Origin of the sequence: Vagococcus martis (assembly GCF_002026305.1) — a bacterium.
Classification (GTDB): Bacteria; Bacillota; Bacilli; order Lactobacillales; family Vagococcaceae; genus Vagococcus; species Vagococcus martis.
On the sequence record NZ_MVAB01000001.1, the window covers coordinates 687628 to 706935 of the forward strand.

Genomic DNA, 19308 nt, shown 5'->3' on the forward strand with positions numbered 1-19308 from the left:
GCCAACTTATAAAACAAATCATTGCATTTACTAATCATTTTATAACAGACTAATAGATTTATTAATTAATACTTAACCTCTAGATGAAAACAAAAAAACAACCACAGCCTATTGACCATGATTGTTTTAAGATATTATTCTTCTGTTTGTAATAATGTTTTTGCAATTACTGCTGCAATCAATCCACCAACTAATGGCGCTAAGATGTATAACCATAATTGACTCATCGCGTCACCTCCGACAAATAAGGCTGGTGACATACTTCTAACTGGGTTAACTGACATACCTGTTAATGGTACACCGATAAAATGTAGCATTGTTAAAGTTAAACCAATTGCTAAACCATTATATGATGTTTCACCTTTTTTACTTGTTACAGACATAATCACAAATACTAAAATGGCTGTTAGTGTCATTTCAATAATGAATGCACCAGCTGTTGAAATATCTTGATAAGTTGTTTGAGCTAGGTTATCTACACCTAAATCAGTCATTCCTAAAATTAATCTTAATAGACCAGTACCTAGTATTGCGCCAATCATTTGTCCAACAACATAAATAACAAATTCTTTGACATCCATACGTTTGTTCACTAAAAATGCTAATGTCACAGCTGGGTTTAAATGTGCCCCAGAAATTTGACCGATTGTATTAGCCGCAACCATAATAGCTAAACCAAAACCTAATCCAATACCTAATGTTCCAACGACATTACCACTTAAAACTGCTGTACCTGTACCAATAAAGACTAAAAAGAATGTCCCTATTACTTCTGCTAAACCTTTTTTTACCAAAATACTTCCCCCTATTTTACATTTACCTTATAATTCTTTCTCTAGAACGCTCTAGAGTGTCTACCTTTTCTTTACCCTCTTGGTCCCACTGAATCATACGATAAAAGGCATCATGATAGAAAATAAATTTATAATTGTTTTCATATGCTTCTTTTAACAGTTTTTCTTTATTTGCTATGGATGTCATTGGGTAATCATCATAAGCGAGTACCCATAAAGGATTTTGATGAGCGTGAGTTGGCATGATATCTGCCATATGAATCATCGTCTCACCGTTTTGTTCAAGTTTAATGACAGAGTGTCCATTGCTATGTCCACCTGTATGTATCATTGTAATACCTGGAAACACTTCAATTTCATCATCATAAATCACTACTTGATCTACGATTGGTTCCCAATTATACGCCCAATATGTACTTTTTGACCGGATATTCGGGTGTTGAAGTTCGTCCCACTCAATGGCTTGAACATATATTTTTGCATTTGGAAAGACAGATACATAACCACCATCGTCAGTTGGTTTAGTTAATCCAGTTGCATGGTCAAAGTGCATGTGAGTCATTAAAAGAACGTCAATGTCTTCAAAAGTCAATCCTAGTTCTTTTAAAGATGACTCAACTTCAGATTCCCAAGCAACACCGAAAATCTTCTTTTGTTTATCCGTAAATTTTCCATTTCCTACACCAGCATCAATCAAGTAATTTTTACCTTGATATTGAATTAAGATAGGATCTGTCGGTAACTCAATCTGATTTTTTTCGTTCACTGGATATTTTCTTGTCCAAACTGGTTTTGGTACAACGCCAAACATCGCTCCACCATCCAAACAAGTCATTCCACCTTCTAACCAGGTTAATTTCATATCATGAAACGTTAATGTATCCATCTGATTTCCTCCTAGTAGTGATTACATATAGTTCATTTCTTTAGCTTTTGCTTTTAGTTCATCTCTAAATTTAGGATGAGCAATATTGATTAATCTTTCAGTTCGTTCAAAGATTGTACTACCTTTAAGTTCCGCACTTCCATACTCAGTCACCACTGTATCAATATCATTTTTTGATGTTGCCACAGGTGCACCTTCAAATAAAGTTGGTACGATTGTTGAAATTTCATCATTTTTAGCTGTAGAGTATAAACAAATGATACCAGTACCACTCTCTGTTAAGCGTACCCCCTTCATAAAGTCTGATTGTCCACCTGTTGATGAATAGTAAAACCCTTTCACTCTTTCTGAATTACATTGACCAAGAAAATCCACTTCAATAGCAGAATTAATTGCAAATAAGTTTTTCATCTTACTAATTGTGTCAAAACTATTTGTATAATCACATGGTAACATCAAAATATCAGGGTTATTATCCATAAAATCATAAAGGCGCTTGCTTCCGATTGCAAAAGTGGCAACCGACTTACCATTATGAATCTCTTTTTTACTATTGTCAATAACACCTTTTTCAGCTAAATCTACTAATTTTTCTGGTAACATTTCAGTATGTAAGCCAAGATGTTTTTTATCAGTTAGATATTCCATAACAGCATTTGGCATTGCACCAAAACCAATTTGTAACGTGTCTCCATCTTTAACTTTTTTCGCAATTTCACGGCCCACAGCTAAGTCTTTTTCATTTGGTGTTGGACTTACTAATTCAGGCAGATCAACATTATTTTCAATTAAAGCATCAACTTGGCTGATGTGAATTGTATTTTTTTCACCAAACGTTCTTGGCATGTTTTCATTAACTTCAAGCACAATACGTTTTGCTCCTTCAATCAATGACGCAACGTAAGATGGACTAGTTCCTAATGAGAAGTTACCATCTTCATCCATTGGTGATACAGTTGCCATAATCACTAACTTGTCACCTTCACGTTTTTTTAAGATAGATGGAATATCAGAAAAATGATTTGGTAATAAGTCAATATTTCCTTCATTCATTTCTTTTCTATCCATTCCAGAAAGAAAAATAGAGATTTGACGTAATTTTGATTTATCTACATCAACCGTTGGAAAACTAGGTAACATACGATATAGGGAGTTGCCATCTAGTGTATCCATTTCTCTAATGGCATCTAATAAAGCTGGTGGTTCACCCGGCATTATAGGGAAAACAATCGCGTCTCCTGGTTCAATGACGCTGACCGCATCTTTTGCTGACTTAATTTTTTCATTATATAAGTTATCGTAATTCATGGTTAAACTCTCCTTATTATTGTCAGTTTTTTCTGAATTTTCAGTTTTTTTTCAAATTTAGGTTTACGTTTGTTAATGAAAGCGTCCATGCCTTCTGTTTGATCTTTCGTTGAAAACAGCGAGCCAAATACTTCTGCTTCAAGTCTTAATCCATTTGCTAAGCTCATTTCAATTCCTGCATCAATGACTTCTTTGCTTAGTTCTACTGCAAGTGGTGCATTCTTTTTAATTTGGTTTGCTAATTCCATTGCTTCGTTTTGTAAATCATCAAAACTTACAACTTTATTAACTAATCCCATACGTAGTGCATCTTCAGCTGAAACAATTTTTCCAGTAAAGATTAATTCTTTTGCTATACCTGTACCAACTAAACGAGCCAGACGTTGTGTTCCACCAAATCCTGGAATAATTCCCAAACCAACTTCTGGTTGGCCAAACTTCGCATTGTCAGAAGCGATACGCATATCACATGCTAAAGCTAATTCACATCCACCGCCAAGTGCAAAACCATTTACACAAGCAATTGTTGGTTGTCTTAATGTACTTAATTTAAGGAATACATCATTTCCAATTTCTGAAAACGCGCGTCCTTCAAAAACTGTTTTGTCTTTCATCTCAGCAATATCTGCTCCTGCAACAAATGCTCTTTCACCAGTTCCTGTCACTAGTAACACGTCTATATCCTGACGAGAACTGACTTCATCAATTGCTTTACTAATTTCTTCTAAAACACCTGTACTTAATGCGTTTAACATTTTGGGACGTTCAATTTTTAACGTTCCAACACCGTTTTCGACAGATAAACTTAAATATTTATATGATTTCATGAATGATTCCTCCGATTATTTTTTATAGTCGTAAAAGCCTTTTCCAGTTTTGTTACCTAACCATCCTGCTTCAACATATTTTTTAAGTAATGGAGCTGGACGATATTTAGAATCATTAAATCCATCATATAATACGTTCATGATAGCTAAACATGTATCTAAACCAATGTAGTCAGCTAGAGCTAAAGGTCCCATTGGGTGGTTTGCACCTAATGTCATTGATTCATCAATTTCTGCTGCTGTTGCAATACCTTCACCTAGTACAAAAATGGCTTCATTGATCATAGGGATTAAAATACGGTTTACCGCAAACCCTGGTGAGTCTTTAATATCGATTGATACTTTTCTCATTTTACTTGCTACATCAAGAATAGCTTTTGCTGTTTCATCACTTGTTGCTAACCCATGATTAATTTCAACTAATTTCATTAATGGTACTGGGTTAAAGAAATGCATCCCTACTACTTTTTCCGGTCTATTAGTTACTGAAGCAATTTCTGTAATAGAAAGTGATGATGTATTTGTTGCTAAGATTGTATGTTCTGGTGCTAGTGCATCTAACTGTCTAAAAATATCTAATTTGATTTTTTTATTTTCAGTAGCTGCTTCAATTACTAAATCAACATTTTTTGCATCTTCATAAGATGTTGATAGGGTAATTCTATCTAAAATTTCTTTTACTTCGTCTTCTGTTTTAGATCCACGTTTAACTGACTTTTCTAGAAACCCTTTAATTTTATCCAATCCGTTTTGTGTCGCAGTATCGTTAATGTCGTTCATATAAACGTTGTATCCAACTGTCGCTAGTACTTGAACAATCCCATTACCCATTTGTCCTGCTCCAACAACCATTACATTTTTAATATCCATTTTATTCTTCCTTTACTTTACATTTTTTATCTACCCATGGTTTTGCTATGATACTTCTTAATCTATCTGAAGATGAGCCGTAGATAGCTGTGATTTTAGCATCACGCACGAAACGTTCAATGTCGTTATTTCGCATATACCCATAACCACCACTCATATTAATAATGCTCTCAGTTGTTTCTATAGCGAGATTTGACGCTGTCAGTTTTGTCATCGCAACCATTCTCTCGTCTTGTTCTTGCCCTGAATTGATGACTTGCATCAATAATGATCTGGCAGAATAAATCCCTGTTTCAATATCAGCTAGTTTATATTGTGTTGAAGCCATGTCGATTAAGCGTTTTCCTAAATTCCTATCATAAGAAACATATTTCAACCCTCTATCTAATGCTCCACCAGCAATACCTAGTGATTGAGCGGCAACTGCTAAGCGATTTCTATTTAAAATTGAGTCGATTTGTGGTAATCCATTTACTACTCCGCCAAGTAGGTTGTCATCAGTTAATTGAACCTTATCAAGTTGGATACTTGCTACCGGAAGAGCTTTAATACCCATTTTCTTTTCAAGTTCGCCAACTTTTAATCCATTTGTTTTTTTATCTATAACAAAGATGGCATATCCTTGTGTTCCATCCAATGTAATTGTTTTTGAAGCAATTAATAAAACACTTGCTATTGGTGAATTAGAGATATAGTCTTTATTACCAGATAACACCCATCCTGTTTCAGTTTGGTGTGCAACTGTTTTCATTTCTTCAATCTCGCTACCTGTAATTGGCTCATTTAGAGCAAAGCATCCATAGATTTCTCCATGTAATGCTTTTTCTAAATAGCGTTCTTTTTGTTTTGTGGTGCCAAATGTTGAAATAGGCCAAACACAATGACTTTCTTGAGTTAATAATATACTTCCAAGTGCGGGGAAATTCTTTGAGACTAGACGAATGACACTTAAATAATCATGATACGTTAAGTCATTTAGATTTTTATACAATCGAGGGAGAATCGCCAGACTAAACAAATGAATCATTTGTTCTTCTGGAAATTTGTCCACAGTGTCATAATATCTTGCTGCTTTAGCAAGCTCTTGGTGAGAGTAATCAGTCACTTGTAATACTAGCTCATGTCTTTTATCCATTGTGTTGACTCCTTTATTTCAATAATTAACCACGTTTAACAACTAAAGCAATACCTTGTCCGCCACCAATACATAGTGTTGCTAAACCATTTTTAGCATCGCGTTTTTTCATTTCATGTAGTAATGACACTAAAATACGTGCGCCACTTGCACCGATTGGATGACCTAAAGCAATTGCTCCACCGTTTACGTTAGTGATTTCTTCTTTAAGTCCTAATTCTTGCATGACGCTCATAGCTTGAGACGCAAATGCTTCATTTGATTCAACTAAATCTAAATCATCAACTGTTAAACCAGCTTTTTCCAATGCTTTTTTAGTTGCAGGAATTGGTCCAGTTCCCATAATTGTTGGATCCACACCAGCAGAGGCATATGATTCAATTGATGCTAAAACTTCTAATCCTAACTCATCTGCTTTTTCACGTGACATTAATACTAAGATTGCTGCACCGTCATTTACGCCTGAAGCATTACCTGCTGTAACTGTTCCGTCTTTTTTAAATGCTGGACGTAAGTTTGATAACTTTTCTGCTGTAGAACCAAAACGTGGGAATTCATCATCTTTAAAGATGACTGGTTCACCTTTACGTTGTGGAATTTCGATTTCAACGATTTCTTCTTTGAAACGACCTGATGTAACGGCTGCTTCAGCTTTTTTTTGGCTTTTAGCTGCAAATTCATCTTGTTGTTCTCTTGTAAAACCAAATTTTTCGGCAATGTTTTCTGCTGTGATTCCCATATGGATTCCGTGGAAAGCATCGACTAAACCATCTGATAACATTGTATCGATTACTTTGGCATCTCCCATACGTTTACCCCAACGTTCACTTTCTAAAACGTAAGGTGCTTGACTCATACTTTCAGTCCCACCAGCAACAACAATCTCGTTGTCACCTAACATGATAGATTGAGCTGCAAGAACAACTGTTTTTAATCCTGAACCACAGACTTTATTAATTGTAAAAGCCGATTTTTCTTGAGGAATGCCAGCATTAATCGCCACTTGACGAGAAACGTTTTGACCTAATCCACCTGATAAAACATTTCCTAAAATAACTTCATCAACTAATGACGGATCTAGGTTAATATCTTTAAGAGATGCTTCTAGAACTTTTTTACCTAACTCAACTGCGTTCATGTTTTTTAGGCTTCCACCAAAACTTCCAATTGGACTTCTTCTTGCTGATACGATTACTACTTCTTTCACTTATATTTCCTCCTATAGCGTCAATTAATAAAGCGCTTCATTTACACTTATTATTTTATCCTTAATTCTAGTAAAAATCTAACAAGTAAATATAATTTAAACTATTAGTTAAACTAATAGATGTTTAAATCCTTTAAGAACAAGGATTTTATTACATACTTTCACAAAACAGCTCCATTTAATCTATAAATTTCTTTTGATATTCGATTAACTATTTATTTTAAAAATAAAAAGAACAAAAGACTAATCTCGTCTCGTGTTCTTTTATTATACTTTAAATTATTGGTTGATAGAAATAACTTAATATTGATTCATATACTTTACTCTCAACTTCTGAATAATTTGATTTTATCGGGCGACATAATAAGACGTTAAACGGAATGGGATCTTTAAACGGAATCTCTTTAAATAGCGATTTGTCCATCGTGCGTTCAATAGGTGACGGTAACACTGTTACTATTTTAGATTCTTGTGTTGCTTCAACTAAATAATCCCACGAAGATGATTGGAACATAATTTTGGCCTTACTTTGTATCTCTGCTAATTTATTTCTTACTAATTCATTTGTCGTAAAGCTTTCATTGAATGTACCGATTGGATAAGGCTCTAAATCTTCCCAGTTCAACATTTTTTTATAAGCCAGTGGATGATCATGGTAAACAAATGCTGTCATTTCATCAATTTGAATGACATGTTCTTCAAATGCTTTCGGATCTAAACTTGTCGGCTCAATTAAAATAGCATAGTCTAAATCATTTTGAAACAACATTTTTCTTAATTGATTACTACCACCCTCGATAATTTCAATTTGAATATCTGGATTGGCTAGAGTAAATTTCGGGAAAAATGAAGAAAAGAAAATACGTAAAATTAGCGAAGGAAGTCCTATACGAATCGTTCCTTTTTGCTTTGCTGCCTCTTTTCTTACCATATCATTCATCTGTTCATGTAGTTTTGTTATTTGTTGTGCGTAAGCGTAAAGCTTTTCTCCACTTGGTGTTAAAGAATCCAAACGCCCATTCTTTCTGTAAAATAATACTAACTCTTCATTTGCTTCAAAATTTATTATCAATTGACTCAATGCTGATTGTGTAATATGTATTTTTTTTGCGGCTAATGACAAATTACATCCACACTCGACAATATTCATAAAATAATACAACTGTTGAATATCCATACCTTTATCCCCTTTACTTTCCTATGTTTTAAGAATACTCATACGCTTGAAAAATATCAACATAAAAGCGTTTGTTCGACAAAAAAAGCTGCTAAATCCATGACTAATTTAGCAGCTTATACTCTTATTTAATTCAAAAGTTTATTGATAATTGGAAAATTTAATTCAATGATTAAAGATTAAACAAATGCACCTTGTCCAGTTAAGTAACGTCCAACAATTAGTGCGTTGATTTCATGAGTTCCTTCGTAAGAGTAAATTGCTTCACCATCAGCGAAGAAACGAGCTACGTCAGTTTCTAATGTAATTCCGTTACCACCACATACTTCACGACCTAATGCAACTGTTTCTCTCATTCTTAAAGCATTATGCATTTTAGCTAATGCAGAGTTTTCTTCTAAGAATTCACCTTGTTCTTGTAAGTTAGCTAATTGTGCAGAGTAAGCTAATGTTGCGACAACGTTTGCTTCCATACGAGCTAATTTTTCTTGAACTAATTGGAACGAAGAAACTTTTTTACCAAATTGGTCACGCTCTTTAACATATTTAAGTGCCGCTTCTAATGAACCATAAGTCATACCCATTGCTAAATGAGCGATGTCCGCACGTGTTGCACGTAAAATACGAGCAACATCTTTAAATCCATTAACATTTTCTAAACGAGTGCTGTCGTCAACTTCAACGTTATCTAAGTAGATATGTCCGTTTTGAACTTCTCTTAACGCTACTTTATTTTGGATAACATCAACTCTAAGTCCTTTTGAACCACCAGGTACGATGAAACACTTAATTTTATTATCAGCTGTATCACGAGCAAAAATTGGTAAGATATCAGCAGTATTTGCTCCACCAATCCAACGTTTTTCTCCGTTGATAACCCATTTGTCGCCTTTTTTCTCAGCAGTTGTTGCAAGTCCACCAGCAATATCTGATCCATGATCTGGTTCAGTTAAACCAAAACATCCTTGCCATTCAAATGACGCCACTTTTGGTGCGTAATGAGCGATTTGTTCTTCACTACCACCCATTAAGATTGTGTTGTAGCATAATCCACCATGAACTGTATAGAATGTTGCGATTGAAGCGTCTAATTTAGCAAGTTCTAAATATAAAAAGGCATTATATAATTCACTTGGTTTGCGTTTCCCTTCGCGCCCTTCAAATAATAATGGACTGTTCATTACACCAACTTTAGCAATTTCACCAAATGCTTCAAAGGGGAATTCAGCTTTTTCCCAGTGCTCATTAACAACCGGTTTTACTTTTTCTTCTAGAACTTTTCGTAAATTTTTAAGAACAGTGAATTCACCTTCAGTTAACCCTCTTGAAAAGGCATACAAATCTAACGGATAAAACTCTTTCAATTCTTCTAAATATGACATGTTGTGTTCCTCCAAAAATTTATTTTTTTGTTATTTCCTGCTTACAACCAAATAATAATCCGTTTTCACGAACATTGCTACTTAACAAAAATTATGTAAACTATTAGTTTTATTAATACTTTTATAAAACCCTTTCATATAAAGCTTTTATTCTATAGAAGTCTAACTATTTAGGGTTTTAAAAATATCATATATTTAAATTAGAATTATTATCAAATGATACTAATTACTTGAAAACGGATAAATTTATGATATGATTGAGATATAAAATAACATTGGAGGAATAAAAAATGACGTTTGATTTTACTGATAGAGGACAAAAACCTGTTGTAGAAAATGTCGAAGAATGGACTTTAGCTAATGACAATTACCGCACCACTGTATGGACTGGTAAGAAGATGCAAATGACGTTGATGTCTATCCAACCAGGTGATGATATTGGACTTGAAGTTCATCATGGTATTGATCAATTTTTACGTATTGAAGAAGGTAAAGGACTTTGTAAAATGGGAGATGCAGAAGATAATTTAACTTTTGTTAAAGAAGTGTCAGATGATGACGCGATTTTCGTTCCTGCTGATATGTGGCATAATGTAGAAAATATCGGTGACAAACCTTTAAAACTGTATACATTGTATGCTGGTCCTGATCATGTTCCTGGAACAGTTCATAAAACTCATCAGGATGCTATTGATGACCCTAATGAAGACTAAATAAATAATAAAAGAGGCTGACCTAAAAGTAACTTTTTATATAAAAATCACTAAACTAATAAAATAGAAATCCCATGAAATCAGGATTTTAATAAACTGATTTCATGGGATTTTTTCTATTTTTAGACTTTTGGGTCAGCCTCTTATTTTTATTTATATTTTTAAGACAAAAAAAAATAAGCTCAAGGCTTATATTTAATTCAGACACATGGCGGCACCAACTTAGTGCTGCTTCCTTCCAGATCTGACACGCTTCATCGGCCCACCATTGTCCTAGCCATAACGGCAAATATTATTGTACAACATTTTGCGCTATATTGCTAGCCTTTTTTTCTTCTTTCTTTTTTTGACGAATTGTTCTAAAAAAATTGGTTAAAATAGACGAGCATTCTTCTTCTAAAATCCCTTTCTCTACATAACAAAAATGATTAAATCGATTATCTTGTAACAAATTCATTAATGATCCTACTGTCCCACCTTTAGGATCCATTGCACCAAAAAAAACTTGGTCAATTCTGGATAGTAAAATCGCACCACTACACATAGGGCAAGGCTCAAGCGTGACAAATATTTGCGCTTTTTCGAGTCGCCAACTCTCCACGTTTCGATTTGCTTCTCTAATGGCAATCATTTCTGCATGCGTCGTCGCGTCTTGTGAAAACTCACGGACATTATGTCCTCTACCGATAACTTTACCATCTAATACCACGACGGCACCAATTGGAACTTCTCCCATTAATTCTGCTTTTTTTGCTTCTATTAGCGCTTCTTTCATAAATTTTTCTTTGTCATCAGTTGACAGTACTACTTCTCTTAAAAACATGATTAACCCCTCTATAAAAAAAATAATTTTGGTGCCCATATTTATGATAGAATAGCTTTAACGAAAAATAAAGGGTGAGTTACTTTGAACAGTCAATCTCTGCAAGCTTTATTTCCAAATGGCACAGTTGAATCAGTCTATAGAGACACAAAGACACATTTAGTTATCCCTCTTGATAGTGGCTATTTTTATTTAAATAAAAACGATTTATCTCCTAGAGAGATTACATTAATTACAGAATTACTGATAAACAGGCAACCTGAAAAATTGGAAAACCACCATGTTTGGTATAATATTTTATTCAATCATGGTGAATTACCAAATACACCCAAACATTACCGTATTATTCAAATGAATCTAAGAAAAAATACGAGGAACAAAGATAGTTGGCTGGCCCATTTTTCGAGTTTATTTGATTGTGTAGTAGATTATTTCTTTGTTGATGGCACCACAGCCATTATTGTCGAGGAACAAACAAGTATCTTTTACTCTAAAGAAGACATTAAATCAATGATTCTAACACTGGAAGCTGAGTTTTTAATTCAGGCAACTGTTTTTGTTGGAAAATACCAAGCTATATCTCATGATCTTATTGACTGCTTTAATGAAGAAAATACCATTTTCAAACTATATAGTACGTCGTTTCATGCAAATGATGTGTTTGAGTTTCAAGATGTTGCTCTTGAGTATTTAACAAAAAAAGCCATCCAGGACAGTCCCTTGATGACTAATTTATACAATACAACGAATTTTGATGAAGAAACGATACTGATGATAAAAACCTTATGGCAAGAGCAAGGTAATATCACTTCAAGTGCTAAAAAGCTCTATACTCACCGTAACACACTGCAATATAAGTTAGATAAATTTTCAGAGCAAACAGGTATTTCATTAAAAAACATGACTGATTTGACTCTTTGTTATCTACTTATTCTCTCACTCTAGTTTCTATTATTGTTACCAAATAATAGAAATAGACGTAGTACTTGGAGTAATGAAGCAACTGCTGCTGCCACATAGGTTAAAGCTGCTGCAATCAGAACTTTTCTAGCCATCGCTAACTCATCATCATCTAAGATATGGTTATCACTTAAAATAGCTAATGCTCGTTTAGATGCATTAAATTCAACTGGTAACGTCACAACTTGGAATAAAAAGGTTAAGGCAAAACACCATAAACCAATTGTCACCAAAGCTGGTGTTGTGCTGAAGAAGATAGCACCAATCAAGATTAATGGAATAGATATTTTAGCACCAAAATTCACGACAGGAACTAAAGCAATTCTTAACTTTAATGGAGCGTAGTGTTTTTGGTCTTGTACCGCATGACCACACTCATGAGCTGCAACACCTATGGCTGCAACGGATCTTGAATCTGCTACAGTTTGCGATAAACTCAGTATCTTCGTATTTGAATTGTAATTATCCGTCAAATCTCCTGATATTTGTTGTACACCAACATTATGGATACCAGAGTCTTGTAAAATCAAACGAGCGACATCTGTTGCTGTGTACCCTTTTCTGTTCATTACTTTGTCAAATTTCCGATAAGTACTGTTGACATAACTTGATGCTAGCATCGAAATAAGCATCCCAATAATAACTAGAATATACGTACTATCAAAAAACGGGTAAAACATTATATAAGCCTCCTTACTATTAATCATACTGTCATTGTAACAGATTTTATAAAAAACGTTTATAAATTACAGTTGAAAAATAACCAAATATATATATTTAATGGTGTTTTAATAAATTCTTAATATAAAGTCAACTCTTTTTGGTTAAGTAGATTTTTTATACAAAATAAGGTATCTTAATAAGAGACGGCTCTAGTAAAATGTTATAATATATAAGCACTTATTATGAAAGGAATACATCTATGCGCGAACTTCTTGATACACCCACTCAACGTAGAATTCATATTTTAGAACAATTAAATGAAGTCTCAGATTGGATTAGTTCTAACGAATTAGCTAAAAGTAATAATGCTTCACTAAGAACAATAAATAACGACGTAAGTTACCTTAAAGAAAATTGGTACCCCCATCTGTTAATTGAAACGTCAAAAAAAAATGGGGTTAGGCTTCAAACGCAACCCAGTAGCCATATTGAGGTTGTTTATCGATATGTTTTAAAAAATTCTGAAGCATTTCGATTAATTGAATCAGTATTCTTTGATACAACGTTAAGCATTGAAAAATGGGGAGAAAAGCTCTTTATCAGTGAATCTTCTCTTTATAGAATTACTAGTGATATTTCTAAATCATTAAGTAAATATGGACTAACCTTAGAAAAAAAACCATGTCGAGTTGTTGGAAAAGATGAATTTTTTGTACGGTTTTTCTATACTAGTTATTTTTTTGAAGCCTATCAAATAACCGAATGGCCTTTTCCTTCAGATAAGAAGAAAACGATACAATTTGTGAAGGATATTGTCGATTATTATAATGAAGATGTTTCTGAAAAAGATATTCTATTAATAAGCTATATTTTATGTATTTCGCTTACTCGTCAAAGTCAAGAGTATTTTATTGAAGGTTACGATAAAGGAATTTTTACAAAAAAAATGTATCATTCTATTGATAGAAAATCAGATGATTTGGAAGAGATTGTGAAAGATTATGGTTTAGTCATCAATGATCAACTGATTTATGATTTAATGTTTTCTCTTTACTATCATTTAATTAATTGGCACTCTGAAGAAGAATATCTTCATGTCACCAAAGAGGTTAAACACTTGATGAAAAACATTCGTAATGTTTTTGACTTTACATTAACCAATAAATTATCTGATAAAATAGAAAATTCACTGAAACATATTTACTTACAACATACCATCTATCCTTTTCCAAACTATATTATTTTCAATAAAAATTTTTATAATGCTGTAGCTATTAAAAAATTATTTCCAACGATGTCTTTAGTGATTGAACAAGAACTAATTAAACTTGAAAAATCGACTAATTTTCCTTGGCACACCGATTATTTTTATGAAGTTCTCTGTACTATGATGATTCAATGGACTGACTTGCCTACCCTTTTAGAAACAAAAAAACAAAAAGCAAAAATATTAGTCATGAGTAGTTTAGGACAAGATCATTCAGACTTTTTATCGAAAATGATTCACAAGAACTTTGAAAACAAAGCAATCATTGAGCCATATATGAAATCAGTTATTTTTATTGAGGATATTCCTAAAGAGTATTTCTTAGGCTATGATATTATAGTGAGTACTTTTGACTCTGAATTATTACCACAAGATAAATTAGTTGTCATTGATGATATTCCTTCAAATTCAGATTGGGGAACGATTCGTAGGGCTATAAACAATACACATCAATTAGATGAAAAAGTTATTACTTATTTAAATAATAATTATTATTAGGGAGCTTTAATATGCTTAATTTTGTTAATGCAATATTGGTAAATTTGTCTATTATCGTCAGTATTTCTTTGACACTCTACTTTCTATCCATCAGACAATCCCTAAAAGACAGCCAGCTCGAGACTGATTTTATTAATACTTCGGGCATGCTTTCATTAACTAAGACACATCAACTTATTTTAGGAATAATCGTTGGTATTTTATGCTTTTTTATTTCTTTAAATAAAATACCTGTTCCATTATATAAAGGTATTTCAGTAGATGTAAGATATCTTCCTATTTTCTTTTCTATCTATTATGGCTCTATTTTAATTGGTATTACGAATGGTACTACTTTAATAATTCTTAAATTAATTCAATACTCTCTTAGGGGTGCTTTTGCTTATGAGTATTTTAATAATATTTTTCTGACATTATCACTTGTCATATTAGCTTCTATTATCAAAAAGCAGCATTTATCTCAAAAAAGGGCTGTTCTGATATTTTTAATTGTTGCATTGACTATTCGCTTTATTACATTTTCTATTATTTTTTATCCAATTTGGCAGTTAGATAATTTTATTAATTCAGTCGTATACATGACCATTTTTTCCATCGTTTTTCTTTTTACAGCTTGGTTAATTGACTCTTCTATTTCTATTTCAAAGAGGGTACATATTTACAGAACTGCTTCTATCTATGATCATCTCACAAAATTATATAATAAAGAATCCTTTTATTTTTTCTTAGATCATGCTTATAATGATTTGATTATGAACCAATCATCTTGTGGTGTAGCTGTTATAGATATCGACAACTTTAAATCTATAAATGATAAATATGGGCATTTAGCCGGAGATCAGGCATTAACTCATGTAGCGAATCTTTTGACTAAAAATAAAACACCAATTGAATCTCCTAGAATATGTCGTATTGGAGGAGATGAATTTGCAATGGTCTTTAAAGCACCAATTGATGACCCTGAAAGTTACCTTAAAAAAAAGTTATCTAGCATTCATCATGTGGAATTTAGTTTTAATAATCAGTCAATTCATATTAACCTATCATGTGGTCTAGCTATTATTAATAAAGACCCCTATTCTGAGAGTAAAATTAGTACAGATGATTTATTTACTCTAGCAGATACAGCTCTATATGATGCAAAACGAAATGGAAAAAATCAGTTAATCGTTACCCATCATGATATATAAAAAGCTTTAAAACTGGAATGAATCCAATTTTAAAGCTTTTTTATACATACAGACTATGGACTATGGAGGTTTTTTATGAACTACTACGATCAACACTTGCACACGCACCATTCGTTTGATTCAAACGAAACTTTTGAAAACTATTTAAAAACTTATTCTCCTACTTACTTCGTTTCGACAGAACATTTAGATTTTGATAATCCATATGTCAAAGGTGCTGACAGCATCCCGGAATTTAAGGCATATAAAAAGGAGATTGAGTCATTAGATAAAAAACATGAGACAACGTTACTTAAAGGAATTGAAGTAGGGTATGTTGACTATCAGCATGATAGAATTACTTCTTTTTTAAGTGAAAAGGACTATGATATTATTTTACTTAGCATTCATCAAAATGGCATATTTGATTATATGGATGATGATGTTCTAGCACTAGAGGTTGTCGATTTAATTGATGATTATTATTCTCGTATGTTAGATGCCGTGAAAAAAGTGGATTTCGCTAACGTGTTAACCCATTTTGATTACGGAATGAGACGATTAGACTTATCGGTTGACGAATTTAAAAAAACGCTGAACCGTATTTGATTGATATTTTTAAAACAATCATCGAGAAAGATATGGCGTTTGAATTAAATGCTAAAAGTTTTATCAAATATAGAAATAAAGCGCTGTATGAATATGCCATCCCTTTATACATTTCATTAGGTGGAAAGTTGTTTACACTAGGGTCTGATGCTCATGTTGCTGAAGATTACGAACTTGGATTTGAAGAGATGGGTTCCTTACTAAAAAAACATGGTATATATGAGTTAGCTATTTACCAAAAACAAGAATTAACTAATGTTGAATTATAAAAGAGCAGAGTTTTCCTCCTCTTTTATAATTAAAACCACACACAAAATATATAGAAATTTCTTATAATATTAACCAATGTGTTTCATCTCTAAGTTAAACTATTGATTGACTATCATAAGGAGATGACTTCTATGTTAACAAGCTATTCAACGATTCTTGTTTTGTTTATTATTATTGCACTGGGTTATATATTGGCGAAAAGAGGTATTTTCACAAATGACGTCAGTTCTGCCCTTTCATTCTTTGTGATTAACTTTGCCCTACCTTTAGAAATATTCCTTCGAATTATGCGTGATTTTAACAAACAAAAACTAGAAAACTTATTTAAAGAATCTTTTTTTCCAGTCCTCGTTATTGGTTTCGTGCTTATCATTGGTTACTTTAGTTCCTCACTTTTTAAAGTAGCTAAAGAACAAAAAGGAGCGTTCACCTTATGCTTTGCTTCACCAAGTGCCGCATTTATTGGGATGCCGATTATTTTAGGTTTATATGGTGATAAAGGACTTCCTTATGCTTTACTTGTTTATGTGGTGACTAGTTTATCTACATGGACAATCGGTATTACTCTTCTCAACCGAGATAGTGAACTGAGCACTCATACACACACACCGTTTGATTTATCACGAACTATCAAAGAATTACTTAGTCCACCAATTGTTGCATTTATCATCGCTAGTTTACTCGTTGTGCTAAATATCCCTCTACCTTTTTTTGTTAAATCATTATTTGGCTATATCGGAAATACCACATCAGCTTTAGCCATGCTGTTTATTGGAACAACTATTTTTCGCACGGGAATTAAAAATCTGACATTTTCAAAAGAAGTATCGGGGATTCTTTTTGGTAGATTTTTCATTACACCTTTAATCGTTCTTTTATTCGCTCATCTATTTCATATTTCAAATATTATGGGAGCTGTATGTTTACTTCAGTTTAGTATCCCTGTTTCGAATACAGTAGCCATTCTAGCTGGCGAAAAACATGTAGATGTTGGTTTTACGGATTCTTCATTAACCTATTCATTGTTAGCCTATCTTTTTCTTTTCCCTATTCTGATGAAACTTGTTACAGTCTTTTTTTAAATACAAAAAACCAACGACTATATCGGTCGCTGGTTTTTCTATTATTTAGTATAAATACCTGTTGTCTGATAAGGTTCTAAGGTCAGTTTTTTCGTAAAAGAAATAGTATCGATATTACTTATTAAAACTTCACCGTTTAAAAACTCATCTGGAATATCAATTGTTACGGCTTCATGTGAAAAGTTGTTTAAGACAAGTAACGCTTCGTCATCAAATCGTCTCACGTAACCAAATATTCTCGTATTTGGAACGTCAAAAGGTGTATAATCTCCTTTTGATATGACTGCTTTTTCTTTTCTTAATTGGATTAGCTTTTGATAAAAAGTGAAAATAGTTCCTTGTTCTAATTCATTTTCTACCGTAATGTCAGTATGCTTCCCTGTAGATAACCAAGGTGTACTTGTACTAAATCCAGAGTGTTCCGTCGAATCCCACTGCATTGGTGTACGTGAGTTATCTCTCGATTTTGCTTGGATAATTTCCATTGCCTTCTGATGATTTAAACCTTCGCTAATTAAAATATCATAAGCATTATGTGTCTCAACATCTTGATACATTTCCAGTTCAGAAAATTCAGGATCTAACATGCCAATCTCTTCTCCCATATAAATAAATGGTGTCCCACGATTTAAATGGATGGATGCAGCTAACATCTTAGCGCCACGCTCTCGATAGTCTTTCCAATCAATAAACCGATTAAGTGCTCGTGGTTGGTCATGATTATTCCAAAACAAAGCATTCCATCCCTTTCCATCACTCATACCCTCTCCCCAAGCATGTAAAATAGATTTCAATGCCTCAAAATCATAAGGCATTTTAGTCCACTTTTCACCATTTTTATAATCCACTTTCAAATGATGAAAATTAAAAATCATGCTTAGTTCTTCTCTATCAGGTGCGGTATAAAGAATGCCATTTTCGATAGTAGTTGAACTCATTTCCCCCACTGTGACAATCGATTTGTCATGTCCAAATGTTTTTTGGTTCATCTCATGAATAAATTCATGGGCAATTGGTTTATCAGTATATTCAAACTTACCAACCTGATCTTCTGCGTCTTTTAAGACCTCATCTTTTCCAATGACATTAATCACATCAAAACGCAATCCTTTTACACCTAAAGCTGTCCAAAAATCAACTACCTTATATAGTTCCTTTCGAACATTTGGATTACGCCAATTCAGATCAGCTTGCGTTTTATCAAATAAATGTAAAAAATATTTATGTGTATCACCAAATTGAGACCATGCATTTCCACCAAATTTTGATTCCCAGTTAGTTGGTTCATCTCTTAATATAAAGAAGTCCTGATAATAAGAATCTCCTGCCAATGCTTTTTTAAACCACTCATGTTCAATTGATACATGATTTAACACCATATCTAGCATAATATCAATCTTTTTTTCACGTGCTTTTTCTACTAGTTCTTTAAAATCTGCTTCTGTGCCAAATATTGGGTCAATCGCTGTATAGTTTGAGATATCGTAGCCATTATCTTTTTGAGGACTTGGATAAATCGGATTTAACCAAATCATATCAACACCTAACGTTTCTAAATAGGGTAATTTTTCAATAATACCTTGTATATCTCCTACTCCATCCCCATTTTTATCATAAAATGATTTTGGATAAACTTGATAGATTACTTTGTCCTTAAAACTCAATGAC

At 33.0% G+C, this 19308-nt stretch carries 19 protein-coding genes and 1 other RNA gene; 7 read left to right on the top strand and 13 right to left on the bottom strand.

Annotated features, from left to right (window positions below; genetic code table 11):
• Positions 1–134 precede the first annotated feature (134 nt).
• The 9 genes from BW731_RS03250 to fadE all read right to left on the bottom strand — a co-directional run bounded on the left by BW731_RS03250 (position 135) and on the right by fadE (position 9586).
• Positions 135–794 (bottom strand): MIP/aquaporin family protein, encoded by a 660-nt coding sequence (locus tag BW731_RS03250; protein WP_079345675.1) that lies wholly within the window; start codon positions 792–794, stop codon positions 135–137.
• Positions 795–816: 22 nt separating this feature from the next.
• The gene (locus tag BW731_RS03255) at positions 817–1680 is read right to left on the bottom strand and encodes a YtnP family quorum-quenching lactonase (RefSeq protein ID WP_079345677.1); all 864 of its coding nucleotides are present in this window, start codon (positions 1678–1680) and stop codon (positions 817–819) included.
• A 21-nt stretch (positions 1681–1701) separates the two neighbouring features.
• Positions 1702–2988, bottom strand: a complete 1287-nt coding sequence (locus BW731_RS03260) for an acetyl-CoA hydrolase/transferase family protein (protein WP_079345679.1) — start codon at positions 2986–2988, stop codon at positions 1702–1704.
• Between the two features lie 2 nt (positions 2989–2990).
• The gene (locus tag BW731_RS03265; protein WP_079345681.1) at positions 2991–3815 is read right to left on the bottom strand and encodes an enoyl-CoA hydratase-related protein; all 825 of its coding nucleotides are present in this window, start codon (positions 3813–3815) and stop codon (positions 2991–2993) included.
• A 15-nt stretch (positions 3816–3830) separates the two neighbouring features.
• Positions 3831–4685: a 3-hydroxybutyryl-CoA dehydrogenase gene (locus tag BW731_RS03270; RefSeq protein WP_079345683.1), complete on the bottom strand. Its 855-nt coding sequence runs from the start codon at positions 4683–4685 to the stop codon at positions 3831–3833.
• A 1-nt stretch (position 4686) separates the two neighbouring features.
• Complete coding sequence (locus tag BW731_RS03275) at positions 4687–5820, bottom strand: acyl-CoA dehydrogenase family protein (RefSeq protein ID WP_079345685.1); 1134 nt, start codon at positions 5818–5820, stop codon at positions 4687–4689.
• Between the two features lie 25 nt (positions 5821–5845).
• On the bottom strand, positions 5846–7027 hold the full coding sequence (locus BW731_RS03280) for an acetyl-CoA C-acetyltransferase (protein ID WP_079345687.1): 1182 nt from the start codon (positions 7025–7027) through the stop codon (positions 5846–5848).
• A gap of 274 nt (positions 7028–7301) precedes the next feature.
• Complete coding sequence (locus BW731_RS03285; RefSeq protein ID WP_079345689.1) at positions 7302–8204, bottom strand: LysR family transcriptional regulator; 903 nt, start codon at positions 8202–8204, stop codon at positions 7302–7304.
• A gap of 179 nt (positions 8205–8383) precedes the next feature.
• Positions 8384–9586 (bottom strand): acyl-CoA dehydrogenase FadE, encoded by a 1203-nt coding sequence (gene fadE / locus BW731_RS03290; RefSeq protein ID WP_079345691.1) that lies wholly within the window; start codon positions 9584–9586, stop codon positions 8384–8386.
• A gap of 290 nt (positions 9587–9876) precedes the next feature.
• Between fadE and BW731_RS03295 the strand changes: the two genes are divergently transcribed.
• Entirely contained in the window at positions 9877–10299 is a 423-nt protein-coding gene (locus BW731_RS03295; RefSeq protein ID WP_079345693.1) for a cupin domain-containing protein, read from the top strand.
• 186 nt (positions 10300–10485) lie between these two features.
• Here the strand turns inward: BW731_RS03295 and ffs are convergent.
• Both ffs and tadA read right to left on the bottom strand, forming a co-directional pair.
• An RNA gene (ffs, locus tag BW731_RS03300) (signal recognition particle sRNA small type) lies at positions 10486–10584 on the bottom strand.
• Positions 10585–10591: 7 nt separating this feature from the next.
• Positions 10592–11122, bottom strand: a complete 531-nt coding sequence (gene tadA / locus BW731_RS03305) for a tRNA adenosine(34) deaminase TadA (RefSeq protein ID WP_079345695.1) — start codon at positions 11120–11122, stop codon at positions 10592–10594.
• 84 nt (positions 11123–11206) lie between these two features.
• Between tadA and BW731_RS03310 the strand changes: the two genes are divergently transcribed.
• Positions 11207–12067, top strand: a complete 861-nt coding sequence (locus tag BW731_RS03310) for a helix-turn-helix domain-containing protein (protein ID WP_079345697.1) — start codon at positions 11207–11209, stop codon at positions 12065–12067.
• On the opposite strand, the gene BW731_RS03315 is transcribed toward BW731_RS03310, so the two are convergent.
• Positions 12064–12762, bottom strand: a complete 699-nt coding sequence (locus BW731_RS03315) for a zinc metallopeptidase (RefSeq protein ID WP_079345699.1) — start codon at positions 12760–12762, stop codon at positions 12064–12066. The genes BW731_RS03310 and BW731_RS03315 overlap by 4 nt on opposite strands.
• A gap of 242 nt (positions 12763–13004) precedes the next feature.
• Between BW731_RS03315 and BW731_RS03320 the strand changes: the two genes are divergently transcribed.
• The 5 genes from BW731_RS03320 (at position 13005) to BW731_RS03335 (ending at position 17640) form a co-directional block, all read left to right on the top strand.
• A complete protein-coding gene (locus BW731_RS03320; RefSeq protein ID WP_079345701.1) occupies positions 13005–14510 on the top strand; it encodes a helix-turn-helix domain-containing protein in 1506 nt (501 codons plus the stop codon).
• An 11-nt stretch (positions 14511–14521) separates the two neighbouring features.
• A complete protein-coding gene (locus tag BW731_RS03325) occupies positions 14522–15700 on the top strand; it encodes a GGDEF domain-containing protein (protein WP_079345703.1) in 1179 nt (392 codons plus the stop codon).
• Positions 15701–15775: 75 nt separating this feature from the next.
• Entirely contained in the window at positions 15776–16288 is a 513-nt protein-coding gene (locus BW731_RS03330) for a PHP domain-containing protein (RefSeq protein WP_233120427.1), read from the top strand.
• A 32-nt stretch (positions 16289–16320) separates the two neighbouring features.
• A complete protein-coding gene (locus tag BW731_RS12825; RefSeq protein ID WP_233120428.1) occupies positions 16321–16557 on the top strand; it encodes a PHP domain-containing protein in 237 nt (78 codons plus the stop codon).
• A gap of 132 nt (positions 16558–16689) precedes the next feature.
• On the top strand, positions 16690–17640 hold the full coding sequence (locus BW731_RS03335) for an AEC family transporter (protein ID WP_158080147.1): 951 nt from the start codon (positions 16690–16692) through the stop codon (positions 17638–17640).
• Positions 17641–17681: 41 nt separating this feature from the next.
• On the opposite strand, the gene treC is transcribed toward BW731_RS03335, so the two are convergent.
• The gene (gene treC, locus BW731_RS03340) at positions 17682–19304 is read right to left on the bottom strand and encodes an alpha,alpha-phosphotrehalase (RefSeq protein WP_079345707.1); all 1623 of its coding nucleotides are present in this window, start codon (positions 19302–19304) and stop codon (positions 17682–17684) included.
• Positions 19305–19308: the final 4 nt, after the last annotated feature.

Bases quoted from the DNA above. Each gene is read 5' to 3' on its own strand.
- BW731_RS03335 (WP_158080147.1), top strand. From the start codon at position 16,690: ATGTTAACAAGCTATTCAACGATTCTTGTTTTGTTTATTATTATTGCA.
- fadE (WP_079345691.1), bottom strand. From the start codon at position 9,586: ATGTCATATTTAGAAGAATTGAAAGAGTTTTATCCGTTAGATTTGTAT.
- tadA (WP_079345695.1), bottom strand. From the start codon at position 11,122: ATGTTTTTAAGAGAAGTAGTACTGTCAACTGATGACAAAGAAAAATTT.
- BW731_RS03330 (WP_233120427.1), top strand. From the start codon at position 15,776: ATGAACTACTACGATCAACACTTGCACACGCACCATTCGTTTGATTCA.
- BW731_RS03295 (WP_079345693.1), top strand. From the start codon at position 9,877: ATGACGTTTGATTTTACTGATAGAGGACAAAAACCTGTTGTAGAAAAT.
- BW731_RS03315 (WP_079345699.1), bottom strand. From the start codon at position 12,762: ATGTTTTACCCGTTTTTTGATAGTACGTATATTCTAGTTATTATTGGG.
- BW731_RS03285 (WP_079345689.1), bottom strand. From the start codon at position 8,204: ATGGATATTCAACAGTTGTATTATTTTATGAATATTGTCGAGTGTGGA.
- BW731_RS03275 (WP_079345685.1), bottom strand. From the start codon at position 5,820: ATGGATAAAAGACATGAGCTAGTATTACAAGTGACTGATTACTCTCAC.
- BW731_RS03325 (WP_079345703.1), top strand. From the start codon at position 14,522: ATGCTTAATTTTGTTAATGCAATATTGGTAAATTTGTCTATTATCGTC.
- BW731_RS03270 (WP_079345683.1), bottom strand. From the start codon at position 4,685: ATGGATATTAAAAATGTAATGGTTGTTGGAGCAGGACAAATGGGTAAT.
- BW731_RS03255 (WP_079345677.1), bottom strand. From the start codon at position 1,680: ATGGATACATTAACGTTTCATGATATGAAATTAACCTGGTTAGAAGGT.
- BW731_RS03260 (WP_079345679.1), bottom strand. From the start codon at position 2,988: ATGAATTACGATAACTTATATAATGAAAAAATTAAGTCAGCAAAAGAT.
- BW731_RS03320 (WP_079345701.1), top strand. From the start codon at position 13,005: ATGCGCGAACTTCTTGATACACCCACTCAACGTAGAATTCATATTTTA.
- BW731_RS12825 (WP_233120428.1), top strand. From the start codon at position 16,321: ATGGCGTTTGAATTAAATGCTAAAAGTTTTATCAAATATAGAAATAAA.
- BW731_RS03265 (WP_079345681.1), bottom strand. From the start codon at position 3,815: ATGAAATCATATAAATATTTAAGTTTATCTGTCGAAAACGGTGTTGGA.